Source organism: Spirosoma migulaei (genome assembly GCF_054776855.1).
Genome location: NZ_BAAHBG010000013.1, coordinates 37,482 through 51,014, shown reverse-complemented (window position 1 = coordinate 51,014; position 13,533 = coordinate 37,482). Strand labels below are relative to the sequence as shown.

At 47.9% G+C, this 13,533-nt stretch carries 10 protein-coding genes; all 10 read left to right on the top strand.

What is annotated here, in order from left to right; genetic code table 11:
- Window positions 1–19 precede the first annotated feature (19 nt).
- Complete coding sequence (locus tag ACYVGO_RS15880; RefSeq protein ID WP_142772206.1) at window positions 20–1,660, top strand: TldD/PmbA family protein; 1,641 nt, start codon at window positions 20–22, stop codon at window positions 1,658–1,660.
- A 139-nt stretch (window positions 1,661–1,799) separates the two neighbouring features.
- A complete protein-coding gene (locus tag ACYVGO_RS15875; RefSeq protein WP_142772205.1) occupies window positions 1,800–3,161 on the top strand; it encodes a TldD/PmbA family protein in 1,362 nt (453 codons plus the stop codon).
- Window positions 3,162–3,834: 673 nt separating this feature from the next.
- The gene (locus tag ACYVGO_RS15870) at window positions 3,835–5,475 is read left to right on the top strand and encodes a TldD/PmbA family protein (RefSeq protein ID WP_460970122.1); all 1,641 of its coding nucleotides are present in this window, start codon (window positions 3,835–3,837) and stop codon (window positions 5,473–5,475) included.
- Between the two features lie 130 nt (window positions 5,476–5,605).
- Complete coding sequence (locus ACYVGO_RS15865) at window positions 5,606–6,973, top strand: TldD/PmbA family protein (RefSeq protein ID WP_142772203.1); 1,368 nt, start codon at window positions 5,606–5,608, stop codon at window positions 6,971–6,973.
- Between the two features lie 450 nt (window positions 6,974–7,423).
- The gene (locus ACYVGO_RS15860; RefSeq protein ID WP_460970121.1) at window positions 7,424–9,064 is read left to right on the top strand and encodes a TldD/PmbA family protein; all 1,641 of its coding nucleotides are present in this window, start codon (window positions 7,424–7,426) and stop codon (window positions 9,062–9,064) included.
- A 108-nt stretch (window positions 9,065–9,172) separates the two neighbouring features.
- Entirely contained in the window at window positions 9,173–10,510 is a 1,338-nt protein-coding gene (locus tag ACYVGO_RS15855; protein ID WP_460970120.1) for a TldD/PmbA family protein, read from the top strand.
- Between the two features lie 93 nt (window positions 10,511–10,603).
- Window positions 10,604–11,509, top strand: a complete 906-nt coding sequence (locus tag ACYVGO_RS15850; RefSeq protein WP_460970119.1) for a GIY-YIG nuclease family protein — start codon at window positions 10,604–10,606, stop codon at window positions 11,507–11,509.
- Between the two features lie 5 nt (window positions 11,510–11,514).
- Window positions 11,515–12,189 (top strand): Uma2 family endonuclease, encoded by a 675-nt coding sequence (locus ACYVGO_RS15845; RefSeq protein WP_460970118.1) that lies wholly within the window; start codon window positions 11,515–11,517, stop codon window positions 12,187–12,189.
- Between the two features lie 14 nt (window positions 12,190–12,203).
- Window positions 12,204–12,713 carry a GNAT family N-acetyltransferase gene (locus ACYVGO_RS15840; RefSeq protein ID WP_460970117.1) on the top strand — a complete coding sequence of 170 codons (510 nt, stop codon included), beginning with the start codon at window positions 12,204–12,206 and terminating at the stop codon, window positions 12,711–12,713.
- 178 nt (window positions 12,714–12,891) lie between these two features.
- Window positions 12,892–13,509 carry a DUF4159 domain-containing protein gene (locus tag ACYVGO_RS15835; protein ID WP_111349998.1) on the top strand — a complete coding sequence of 206 codons (618 nt, stop codon included), beginning with the start codon at window positions 12,892–12,894 and terminating at the stop codon, window positions 13,507–13,509.
- Window positions 13,510–13,533: the final 24 nt, after the last annotated feature.

Below are 13,533 nucleotides of genomic sequence, written 5' to 3'. Positions count from 1 at the left end.
TGTTTAAAACACTTTTTCAATGAATCGTCGAGATTTTAACCAATTACTAAGCATGGGGACAGCCGGCATTTTGATGCCCTCTCTGCCCGCTTTTTCCCGCTCTGTTACGCCCGAAGCCCTGCTGGAACCCGGCCTTGATGTTTCTATGAAGAAACGGCTGGCCGATGCGGCTCTGAACGCAGCCAAATCAAAGGGAGCTACCTATGCCGATGTGCGCATTGGCCGGTACCTGAATCAGTTCGTCCTCACTCGCGAGAACAAAGTGCAGGGGATTATCAATACCGAGTCCTACGGTGTTGGCGTTCGGGTGATTGCCAATGGTTGCTGGGGATTTGCATCTGTAGGCGATGCCCGTGATGAGGCCGTCGTTGCAAAAGCAGCCGAAACAGCTGTACAGATTGCAAAAGCCAACGCCCGGCTCTTGACGGAACCGGTACAATTGGCCCCTCAGAAAGGCTTCGGTGAAGTAAGCTGGAAAGCCCCTATTAAGAAAAATGCCTTTGAAGTGCCCATCAAAGAAAAGGTGGATTTGCTGCTGGCAGCCAATGCGGAGGCCATGAAAAACGGCGCGAACTTCGTGAATAACGTATTGTTCCAGGTGAATGAGCAAAAGTATTTTGCCTCCACCGATGGCACCTATGCCGATCAGGACATTCACCGCATTGGACCGAGCTTTACGGTGACGGCGGTTGATACGCAAAGTGGCAAATTTGCTACTCGTAACTCATTGAGTTCACCCATGGGCATGGGTTACGATTATTTGCAGGTCAACCCAAGTGACAAAGTAGGTGGCATCACAACCCGGTATAACAAGGGTTATGATATGATGGAAGACATCACCGCAGCGGCTAAACAAGCCAAAGAGAAACTGACTGCGAAGTCGGTAGAGGCTGGCAAATATGATCTTGTTCTCGATCCATCTCACCTCTGGCTCACTATCCACGAATCGGTTGGTCACCCCCTCGAACTGGATCGTGTATTGGGTTATGAAGCGAACTACGCCGGTACGTCCTTCGTCACCCTCGATAAATGGAAGTCAAAAGACTTCGCGTATGGTAGTAAAGAGGTAAACCTGGTGGCCGACAAAACACAGGTGGGTTCGCTGGGCGCAGTTGGCTGGGACGATGAAGGTGTGAAGACGAAGAAATGGGATTTGGTCAGAAACGGTACGTTGGTAAACTACCAGGCCATTCGGGATCAGGTTCACATCATCGGCGAGAAAGAGTCGCAGGGCTGCTGCTATGCCGATAACTGGAGTTCAGTACAGTTCCAGCGCATGGCCAATGTATCGCTGGAGGCTGGAAAAACGCCCTTGTCGGTAGATCAAATGATTAAAGATGTCAAAAAAGGCATTTATATTATTGGCGATGGGTCGTTCTCTATTGACCAGCAACGGTATAACTTCCAGTTCGGTGGTCAGCTGTTCTACGAAATTAAAGACGGGCAGATCGTGGGCATGCTGAAAGATGTTGCCTATCAGGCCAATACCCGTGAATTCTGGAATTCCTGCGCTGCTGTTTGTGACCAGAGCGATTACCGGTTGGGTGGTGCTTTCAACGATGGAAAAGGCCAACCCTCGCAGTCGAGCGCCGTTTCACACGGTAGCGCAACCGCTCGCTTCAACGGTGTTAACGTGATCAATACAGCTCGTAAAATCTAGTCATTATTGGTAAAGTAGGTGCAGTTGGTGAAATGAGTGGAGTAAGTGAAATCGGTGCAGTGGGTTTTATTTCCCTCACTCAACCTATTTCACTCACTACACCTACTTCACCAACTGCACTAAAAACACTAAAATCAACATGGCAATCTTAACAAAAGAAGAAGCAAAAAAGATAATCGATAAGGTGCTGGCGTTCTCGAAGGCGGATGAAATGAGTGTCAGCCTAACGGGCAACCGCACAGGCAACATTCGCTACGCCCGAAATTCTGTTTCAACCAGCGGTGTATCCGATAACATTTCCCTGGCTGTAACGTCTGTTTATGGCAAGCGTTCGGGTACGGCCACGATCAACGAGTTTGATGACGCATCACTCGAGAAGACCGTTCGGCGGGCTGAAGAAATTGCCAAACTGGCCCCAGAGAACCCAGAGTATATGCCGATGCTAGGCCCACAAACGTATCTGGAAACCAGTACATATGCCGAAAGCACCGCTAAAATTGACCCTGAATTTCGGGCTAAAGCGGCTTTTGATAGCATCGATCCCTGCCGAAAAAAGAATCTGACAGCAGCGGGTTACATGGAAGATACAACCGGGTTCTCATCCATTGGCAATAGTAAAGGGCTGTTCGGGTATAACCGGGCCACTAGTGTTGACTTTTCAATCACCGTCCGCACGGCCGATGGCTTAGGCTCAGGCTATGCCAACCCAGACGTAACCGACGTTAGCAAGCTTAACACCAAAGCAACCACCGAAATAGCCATGCAAAAAGCATTGGCCTCGGCGAGTGCGCGCGCGTTGGAACCTGGCAAGTATACCGTTATTCTGGAACCAACCGCTTCCGTTGAACTGCTGCAAAACATGATGCGCAGTATGGACGCCCGGAATGCCGACGAAGGCCGGAGTTTCCTGAGCAAGAAAGGGGGCGGCACTCGCCTTGGCGAGAAACTCTTCGATGAGCGCGTTACCTTCATCTCCGACCCAATGAACCCTGAGTTACCTTTATCGCCCTTTGGCGGAGGAGGTGGTGGCGGTGGTCAGGGTCGCTTTGGTGGCGGTGGTGGCGATGGCGTGCCGCAGGAAAAACGGACCTGGATCGAGAATGGCGTTGTCAAGAACATGTATTATTCGCGCTATTGGGCTGATAAGAAAGGGGTTAAGCCAATTCCTGCCCCTGGCGGTTTCATTATGCTGGGTGGTACTCAATCCCTGGCCGACCTGATCAAGAGCACGGATAAAGGCATTCTGGTAACCCGGTTCTGGTACATTCGCGCGGTTGATCCGCAAACGCAATTGTATACGGGCCTTACCCGCGACGGGACGTTCTATATTGAGAACGGGCAGATTAAGTTTCCGGTGAAGAATTTCCGGTTTAACGAAAGCCCGGTTATCATGCTCAATAACCTTGAAGCAATGGGAAAACCGGTTCGAGTGGGCGGTAATCTAATTCCCCCAATGAAGATTCGGGACTTTACGTTCACGAGCTTATCAGACGCCGTATAGGAGTAATCGCTTCTTAGCGTACAAAAGCAAAGGCCGTTATCGAAAGATAATGGCCTTTGCTTTTGTAGGAATACGTAAAAATCAGCTTTTATCAGCTTAAAAACCCCTAAATCCCTTGAAGGGGACTTTGCTCATTTGCGGATAAAGTCCCCTGATTGACTTGAAGAAATTAACCGCCGTTTTGCTAGTCTTCAAAACCCCCAACCCCCTGAAGGGGGCTAAGTTCACTGGGGAGAAAAGCCCCCTTCAGGGGGTTGGGGGTTTTAAAAGCCCAAAAGGATAATTTTTATTTAGGCGATTATTTAATACAAATCAATCAGGGGTTTTAGGGGTTTTAATATCTTCTTAGAATAGACGACGAAGATCCATAAGTAATTATCTGTAAGCAAGTAAGTTACTATACGAAATATGAATTATAGGGGCTCAATTGCCTGCCTAAAGTTACTTGAACGGATAGGTTACCGGCTACCAATTTTTGATTTTATCAATAAACAAATAATTAGTTGCCTATATACATTATTTCAAAATTAATTATAAGTAATTTATTTTTTATAGATATTAAATTTTATAATTTAAGTCTCAATTAGAATATAACACAAATCATCCCACCTCCATTTTAGATTAAAGCTGACTACTCATTTTCGCTTACTTAACCATATAGGAGGAATACAACTTGAATCGTAGAGATTTTACGCAAACACTAGGGTTGGGTGCTGCCGGGCTTTTTTTGCCCAGAACACCAGCCCTTGCCCGAACCGTCACCGCAGAGGAGCTACTGGAGCCGGGTCTGGATGTAGCCATTAAGAAACGGTTGGCCGATGTTGCCTTAAATGCCGCCACTGCCAAAGGGGCCACCTACGCCGATGTACGAATTGCCCGTTACCTGAATCAGTACGTTATGACCCGTGAAGATAAGGTACAGAACATCATCAATACGGAGTCGTTTGGTGTGGGGGTACGTGTCATTGCCAACGGATGTTGGGGATTTGCGGCTATGGGCGAAACACAAAGTGAAGACGACGTAGCCAGAACAGCCGAAAAAGCGGTTGCGTTTGCCAAAGCCCATTCCAGGTTAATGAAAAAGCCCGTGCAGCTTGCCCCCCAAAAAGGCTTTGGCGAAGTGTCCTGGAAGACAAAAGTCACGAAAAACTCGTTTGAGATCCCCGTTAAAGAAAAAACGGATTTGCTATTAGCCGTTAATGGGGCAGCCATGACTAATGGTGCCGATTTTGTGAATTCAACCCTGTTCATGATCAATGAACAGAAATATTTTGCCTCCACCGATGGCTCCTACATCGATCAGGATGTCCACCGTATCTGGCCAAATTTCACTGTTACGGCTGTTGATAAAGCGAGCGGGCTGATGGCAACCCGAGAGTCCCTGAGTGCGCCAATGGGCCGAAGTTACGACTACCTACAAACTGCTCCTCCCGACCGTCTGACGGGTGTGACTACCCGCTATAATCAGGGGTACGACATGCTCGAGGATGCAACAGCAGCCGCTAAACAGGCCCGCTTGAAGTTAAAAGCCAAGTCGGTAGAGCCCGGCAAATGGGACTTAGTGCTGGACCCGTCGCACACCTATTTAACGATTCACGAATCGGTCGGACACGCAACGGAACTGGACCGGGTATTGGGTTACGAAGCCAATTTGGCCGGTACGTCCTTTGCAACGTTCGATAAGTGGAAGTCGAAAAACTTCAATTATGGCAGCAAGGACGTTAACTTCTTCGCCGACAAAACGCAAGCAGGTTCGCTGGGCGATGTAGGTTGGGACGACGAAGGCGTGAAAACCAAGAAATGGGATATTATTAAAGATGGCATTTTGGTCAACTACCAGGCCATCCGCGATCAGGTGCATATGCTGGGCGAAACCGAGTCGCAGGGCTGCTGTTATGCCGATAGCTGGAGCACGGTTCAGTTTCAGCGGATGGCCAATATTTCGTTAGCGCCGGGCAAAGAGCGGCTCACGGTCGACGAAATGATCAAGGATGTTAAGAAAGGCATTTACATCATTGGCGATGGCTCCTATTCCATTGACCAACAACGCTATAACTTCCAGTTTGGCGGCCAGTTATTCTACGAAATCAGAGACGGCCAGATTGCTGGCATGCTTCGGGATGTGGCTTATCAGTCCAATACGCAGGAATTCTGGAACTCCTGCGTAAAAGTATGTGATGAACGCGATTACCGCATGGGGGGCACCTTCTTCGACGGTAAAGGCCAGCCCGCCCAAATCAATTCGGTTTCGCACGGCAGCTCAACGGCCCGGTTCAACGGCGTAAACGTACTCAACACGGGACGGAAAATTTAAACAGTTTAAGGTCTTCAGTTTTTGGTTTACGGTTGGCTGACCGCACCGGCGGACCGGCGTCAGTAACTCATGCGTCAGCCAACCGTAAACCAAAAACTGAAAACTGTAAACCATAAACCGAAAACTCTTTATGTCCAATATATCTAAAGAAGAAGCGAAGAAAATTCTGGAAAAAGCATTGTCTTTTTCCAAAGCCGATGAAATGAGTGTTAGCCTGGGTGGCGGCCGGACCAGTAATATTCGGTATGCGCTCAATAGTGTCTCTTCCGGCGGTGAATCAGACAATATGTCGCTGTTGGTTACGGCGGGTATCGGCAAACGGATGGGCTCGGCAACGATCAATGAGTTTAACGATAAGGCACTTGAACGAACCGTTCGGCGGGCCGAAGAAATTGCCAGACTAGCCCCCGAAAACTCGGAATATATGCCCATGATCGGGCCACAGACGTACCTCGAAACGCCGATGTATTCAGAAAATACGGCTAAGATGGACGCTGAATACCGGGCTCAGGTCGCCTTTGACAGTGTTGATGCCTGTGAACAAAAGAACCTCAGTGCAGCCGGGTTCATGCAGGATACAACTGGTTTCTCGGCCATTGCCAACAGCAAAGGGTTATTCGGCTACAACAAAGCTACTTCGGTCGATTTCTCGGTTACGGTCCGAACGGCCGACGCCACTGGCTCGGGCTATGTTACCCGTGACTTCAATGACATATCGAAACTGAAGACCCGTTCGGTAACGGGCATTGCCATGCAAAAAGCGCTGGCCTCTACAAATGCACGAGCTTTAGAACCAGGCAAGTATACCGTCATTCTGGAGCCTACCGCCATGAGTACATTGTTGCAGAGCATGATGTCGGGTATGGACACGCGCCTGGCCGATGAAGGCCGGAGTTTTCTGAGCAAAAAAGGGGGCGGCACCCGCTTAGGCGAAAAGCTCATTGATGAACGGGTAACCATTTACTCCGATCCAATGAATCCTGATGCTCCAAGCGAACCCTTCGCTGGTGAAGGCAGAAACCGCACGGGCTCATTTCTGGGTGGGGGTGGTGCCGTTGGCGACGGTCGTCCGCAGGAGAAAATAACGTGGTTCGAGAATGGGGTCGTGAAAAACATGAGCTATTCCCGTTTCTGGGCCGATAAGAAAGGAGTAAAAGCCATTCCCCCACCCACGGGTTTTATTATGGCAGGGGGCAACCAATCACTGGCCGATCTGATCAAAAGTACCGATAAGGGCATTTTAGTGACCCGGCTCTGGTACGTTCGGATGGTTGATCCGAAGACCTTGCTGCAAACGGGCTTAACGCGGGATGGTACTTTTTACATCGAAAATGGTCAGATCAAGTTCCCGATCAAGAACTTCCGATTCAATGAAAGCGCAGTCATCGTGTTGAATAATGTGGAAGCGTTAGGCGCGCCAATTCGGGTCAATGGCAACATGATTCCTCCCGTAAAAGCCCGCGATTTTACGTTCACGAGTTTATCGGACGCGGTGTAGATTTAATGTCTACAGGTCCACAGAGAACACAGTGTGTTTTTCCCTGTGTTCTCTGTGGACCTGCGTTCTCGCTTGGCTTCGCCGAGTGAGGTCTATTAGTTTAACGGCCTCTGGCCGATGTGATTATAATAACATAAAAAACGGGCCAGAGGCCCTTGAATGAATACTCCTCACTCGGCGAAGCCAAGCGAGAACGTAAGATAAGGGAGTCATACTGCTTGTATGACTCCCTATTTTTTACCAAAGAATGCCGTTTAAATTAACTTTTTACCATCCAAAACTTAACTTGAGCAAATTTTGATGATTTGGCTTTTATTCGCGATTGGTCAATAAACATTGGCTATAGGCGTGATTCCTGGGTTTAAATTCTAGATTTCAGGCATCAACCTGTATCTTGGTCGTGCTTTTGATTACGCTTCATTTAATTCAATAAAATAGGAGAACCAACCATTGAATCGTCGAGATTTCAACCAACTTATAGGCATGGGAACCGCTGGTATCCTGCTGCCTAAACCGCCCGCCTTTTCCCGTACCGTCAGTCCAGAAGCACTGTTGGAGCCCGGCCTTGATGTAGCTGTAAAGAAACGTCTGGCCGATGCCGCTATGAATGCGGCTAAAAGTAAAGGAGCGAGCTACGCCGATGTCCGCATCGGGCGCTATCTGAATCAATACGTGATCACCCGCGAAGACAAGGTGCAGAACATTGTGAACACCGAATCATACGGGGTTGGGGTTCGTGTCATTGCCGATGGCTGCTGGGGATTTGCCGCCGTAGTGGACGCCAAAAGTGAGGCCGACACTGCTCAGGCTGCTGAAAAAGCCGTAGCGATTGCGAAAGCGAATGCCAAACTCATGAAGGAGCCCGTTCAACTGGCTCCGCAAAAAGGCTATGGCGAAGTAAGCTGGAAAGCGCCGATCAAACGGAACGCCTTTGAAGTACCCATCAAGGAAAAGGTGGATCTACTTCTGTCCGTCAATGCGTCGGCTTTACAAAACGGAGCCAACTATGTAAACTCGGTGCTCTTCATGGTCAACGAACAGAAGTATTTTGCTTCCACCGATGGCACCTACGCCGATCAGGATATTCACCGAATCTGGCCGATTTTCAATGTAACGGCCATTGACCCAAAAAGCGGCAAATTTGAAACGCGGAATGCCCTGAGTGCGCCAATGGGCATGGGTTACGACTATCTACAAGTGAACCCTTCCGACAAAGTAACGGGCATCACGACCCGCTACAACAAAGGGTATGACATGCTCGAAGATGTGACCTCAGCCGCCAAACAGGCCCGCGCTAAGCATACAGCAAAGTCGGTCGAAGCCGGTAAATACGACCTTGTTTTAGATCCATCTCACCTCTGGCTCACGATTCACGAATCGGTTGGTCACCCGCTGGAGCTTGACCGTGTGCTGGGTTACGAAGCCAATTTTGCCGGAACCAGTTTCGCTACGCTGGACAAATGGCAATCAAAAAACTTCAACTACGGCAGCAAACAGGTGAATCTCATCGCCGACAAAACACAGGTCGGTTCATTGGGTGCCGTTGGCTACGATGACGAAGGCGTTGGTACCAAGAAATGGGATTTAGTGAAAGACGGCACGCTGGTGAATTACCAGGCTATTCGGGATCAGGTTCACATCATTGGTGAGAAAGAGTCGCAGGGTTGCTGTTATGCCGATAGCTGGAGTTCGGTGCAGTTTCAGCGCATGGCCAACGTATCGCTGGCCGCGGGTAAAACGCCTTTGTCGGTTCAGGATATGATCAAGGATGTCAAAAAAGGCATTTACATCATTGGCGATGGGTCGTTTTCGATTGACCAACAACGGTATAACTTCCAGTTCGGTGGCCAGTTGTTCTACGAAATCAAGGATGGTCAAATTGCCGGCATGCTGAAAGACGTAGCTTACCAGTCGAACACCCAGGAATTCTGGAATTCGTGCGTGGCCGTTTGTGACGAGAGCGACTACCGTCTTGGCGGCTCCTTCTTCGATGGAAAAGGGCAGCCCCCGCAATCGAGCGCCGTTTCGCACGGTAGCAGCACCGCCCGCTTCAATGGTGTCAATGTGATCAATACAGCACGAAAAATTTAAAAGAGTTTACGGTTTACAGTATTCGGTTTACAGTTAGCTGGCGCAAGCCTATTCTCGTGCCAGCCAACTGTAAACCGAATACTGTAAACCGTAAACCACAGACAAACAATGGCAATCATCCTTACCGAAGCAGAAGCGAAAGCACTGCTCACTAAAGTTCTCAGTTACTCGAAAGCCGACGAGTGCGAGGTGAACCTTCTGGGCGAAGAACGGGGAAATCTCCGGTACGCCCGCAATGAAGTATCGACCAGCGGCTCGCTCATCAATAAAAATTTAGCGGTACAGTCGGCCTATGGCAAACGCGTCGGCACAGCGACGATCGATGAATTCGACGATGCGTCGCTCGAAAAAGTCGTACGTCGATCCGAAGAATTAGCGAAACTAGCCCCCGAAAACCCTGAATATGTGGGTATTCTGGGTCCACAACAATACGTAAAATCGAGTGGTTTCTTTGATTCTACGGCCAAAATTACGCCCGATACCCGTGCTACTGCCGTTGATAAAAGTCTGCAACTCTCGCGGGAGAAAAACTTAACGGCTGCTGGCTTTTTGCAGGACAATTATGGCTACACTGCCATGATGAACTCCAAGGGGTTGTTTGCTTATTATCCCAGCACAAGCGTCAATTTCTCGTTGACCGTCCGTACGCCCGATGGCAAAGGATCGGGTTATGTAGCGCGTGGATACAGCGATTACGCCAAGCTCGACACAGCAGCTGCAACGCGTATCGCCATCCAGAAAGCACAGGGGTCGGCCGAAGCACGAGCCATAGAGCCAGGCAAATACACCGTTATTCTGGAGCCTACGGCGGCTGTCGTCTTGCTTGAAAACATCTATTTCAACATGGATGCCCGGTCGGCCGATGAAGGTCGGTCCTATTTCAGCAAGGCAGGTGGCAAATCGCGCATCGGCGACAAGATCGTGGATGAGCGCGTCACCATTTACTCCGACCCTACCAATCCTGAATTACCCGCATCGCCCTGGTCAGGTGATGGTCGTCCGCAGGAAAAAATGATGTGGATTGAGAAAGGCGTTGTCAAAAACCTCTCTTACGAGCGGTATTGGGCACAGAAGCAAGGTAAAAAAGCCATTCCGTATCCGAATAACATGATCATGATGGGCGGCAATTCCTCCCTGGAAGACATGATCAAGAGCACCCAGCGTGGTATTCTCGTCACTAAACTTTGGTACATCCGGGAGGTTGACCCACAAACAATTCTGCTCACGGGCCTCACCCGCGACGGAACGTTCTATATCGAAAACGGCAAGATCAAGCACCCGGTGAAGAATTTCCGCTTCAACGAAAGCCCGATCATCATGCTCAACAACCTCGAATCGTTGGGCAAACCAGAGCGGGTGGTCAGTACCGAAACGGATCGCAACTACCTGGTACCACCAATGAAAATTCGGGAGTTCACGTTTACGAGTTTGTCGGACGCAGTGTAATATTATGCGTTTAGTCGTGAAAAGGCCGTTCTATAATTTCACGACTAAACGCAAACTCGTATCTTTAGAAAAGATCAATTAGCCATTTATAAAATGAAGTTTGGCAAAACAATTAAAATCTTTCTAATAGATGGCGACCCTAACGGCAGAATGAGTTGTGAGCTTTCCAATTGGACAGGTAAAGCGTATAAGATTCCGCGTGTTCGAATAAAAGATTGTTCTGATAGATCTGAGTTAAGTAAAACTGGTATTTATCTCTTACTTGGTCGTAATGAAATAGGCACTGAACAGGTTTATATAGGTGAAGCGGAATCTGTGTTAGAGCGATTGCCGCAACACAAAGAAAAAGATTTTTGGAATGAGGCTATTGTCTTTATAAGTAAGGATGAAAACCTTAACAAAGCCCATATTAAATATTTAGAGAACAGACTTCACAGCATCGCTAAAAGTGCGAACCGCTATAAAATTGAAAATGGAAATACACCTACTCAGTCTGCTATATCAGAATCAGATAAAGCTGAAATGGAAGAGTTTCTGGAAAATATTAAGCTTTTAGTTAACACACTTGGCCACAAGGTTTTTGAGGAAAAACGAGAAGCAAAACCAGAAACAAAGCAACCACAAGAAGTTTTTCAGATTAACTCCGCACGAGGGTCTAATGCACTGGGGGTTCCTACATCAGAAGGGTTCGTAGTTTTTAAAGGATCAAGAGCAGCTACCAATACGGTTCCTTCATTTCCTTTGTCTACACAAAAAATTCGGCAGGATCTTATCGAAAAAGGTGTGTTATCTGTAGTCAATGATTGTCTTGAGTTTACTGATGATTATATATTTGGTAGCCCGTCAACGGCTGCTGCTATCGTTATGGGGCGAAACGCCAATGGTTTAATTGAATGGAAAACATCAGTTGGACGAACCTTGAAAGGATTTGAAGCAGATGAAACTGCGTTTGTTACCAGTAGTATAACCAAATTAGAAGCCGTAGTTTCCCCTCTCTAAGAATTATGATGCTCGAATCTCGTGTTGCCGACCTCCTGGAAGCCCCCGATGCCAAACTGGTTATCGAACGGGCGCAGGCTATTTTAGCCGACGAAGCCCAACGTCGTCGGGCTTTTCGAGAATGGCTTCGCGATGACATTAAAGCCGAATTCATTAACGGCGAAGTCATTATGCACTCGCCCGTCAAACGTCGGCATCTGGATGCAGCTAAATACCTGGAAAATCTGCTTCAAAATTTTGTTCTACTCAATGATTTGGGAGTTGTCGATTCAGAGAAGGCCCTCGTTGGACTAACCCGCAATGATTACGAACCGGATATCTGCTACTGGAATAGCGAAACGGCAAACTCATTCGAGGATGACCAGATGGAGCATCCTGCCCCAGATTTAATCGTTGAAATTCTGTCAAAAAGTACTACTGGCCGCGACCGAGGAGTCAAGTTTGAAGATTATGCGGCACATGGGGTTCAGGAATATTGGATCATTGATCCTGTCCGAAAGTCGGTTGAGCAATATCAGTTGGATAAACCCACAATGGCATTTGCTTCTGTTGCAGTCCTCTATATAAATGACACCCTTACCGCACTGACAATCCCTGGTTTTCAGATTCCAGTTCAAGCAATTTTCGATAAGCAAAGTAACCTCGATACGTTGCGAGTTTTAATGGCAAAATCTGCCTGATTGATTCCCCCCCAATGATCACCATCACCCAAGTTACCGAACAAGATTTACCCCTCATTCGCGACATCGCCTACCAGACCTGGCCCACTACATTCGGGGAGATTTTGTCGCCCGCCCAGATTAGTTACATGCTGGAAATGATGTACAGCCAGGATGCACTAAACACTCAGATCAATGAGAAAAAGCACGTGTTTCTTATTGCTAAAAACACCGACACGAATGAGTACCTCGGCTACGTCTCCTACGAGTTAAATTACACGAGTAAACCCCTCACCAAAATCCACAAAATATACCTGCTTCCCGCCAGCCAGGGGAAAGGCGTCGGCCGATTATTTATTGATCAGGTTGGTGCTATTGCGCTAGCCCATCAGAATACCCGCCTGGGCTTAAATGTCAATCGGTATAACAAGGCCATTCAGTTCTACGAACGAATGGGATTTTTGATAGTTGATACCGAAGACATCGATATTGGTGATGGCTTCCTAATGGAAGATTATGTGATGGAAAAACCGTTAATTCCTTAGTTATTTAACGGCGAAATCAGTATTTTTAAGCATAAAATGTATGTTTTGGGCGGCTTATCCACCTTTTACAAACAGCCACTAAAATGAATATAATATTAACTGCTAATAGTAATATCGACGGATAAGGTACTAATCGACGGTAAGTATATTGGCATAGTTTCTACTTCATCAAACGCACTTGAAACCTTTTTTTTTCACCCGAATCCAATACACTTCCGGCGACTGGGAAACCGACCAGCGGATGCCATCGAACCTGATGCACTCGCTGGTAGAGTATACGACTCTGCCGGTTGATCAGAAAGAAAAAGTGGTGCAGTTGAGTAGTCCCGACCTGTTCAAAAGCCCATTTTGTTACCTCAGTGGACACAAGCTGGTTGAGTTTTCGGCACAGGAACGCGACCACTTCAAACGCTATGTCCAGAACGGCGGATTCGTCTTTGTAGACGACTGTAACCATGACGTCGACGGGCTATTTGCCAAATCGTTCGAGCAGGAAATGGCCCGTACATTTGGCCCCAAAGCCTTGCAGAAAATACCTAATTCACACCCTATCTATACCTGCTTTTTTAAGTTCCCTGAAGGCCCACCTACAACCTCATTTGAGCTAAATGGCTGGGGTGATGATCTTGTCCACGACTACCTGAAAGCCATTATGATCAACGGGCGAATCGGCGTTTTGTACAGCAACAAAGATTACGGCTGCGAGTGGGATTACGACTTCAGAAACAAGCGCTTCCTGGCCGAAGACAATACCAAATTTGGAGTCAATATAGTAACGTACGCATTGACTGCTTAACAGTAATGTACAATGAATAATGAC

What these genes read in the sequence shown, in the direction of transcription:
- ACYVGO_RS15875 (WP_142772205.1), top strand. Translation starts at nt 1,800, where the DNA reads ATGGCAATCTTAACAAAAGAAGAAGCAAAAAAGATAATCGATAAGGTG.
- ACYVGO_RS15865 (WP_142772203.1), top strand. Translation starts at nt 5,606, where the DNA reads ATGTCCAATATATCTAAAGAAGAAGCGAAGAAAATTCTGGAAAAAGCA.
- ACYVGO_RS15840 (WP_460970117.1), top strand. Translation starts at nt 12,204, where the DNA reads ATGATCACCATCACCCAAGTTACCGAACAAGATTTACCCCTCATTCGC.
- ACYVGO_RS15880 (WP_142772206.1), top strand. Translation starts at nt 20, where the DNA reads ATGAATCGTCGAGATTTTAACCAATTACTAAGCATGGGGACAGCCGGC.
- ACYVGO_RS15850 (WP_460970119.1), top strand. Translation starts at nt 10,604, where the DNA reads ATGAAGTTTGGCAAAACAATTAAAATCTTTCTAATAGATGGCGACCCT.
- ACYVGO_RS15855 (WP_460970120.1), top strand. Translation starts at nt 9,173, where the DNA reads ATGGCAATCATCCTTACCGAAGCAGAAGCGAAAGCACTGCTCACTAAA.
- ACYVGO_RS15845 (WP_460970118.1), top strand. Translation starts at nt 11,515, where the DNA reads ATGATGCTCGAATCTCGTGTTGCCGACCTCCTGGAAGCCCCCGATGCC.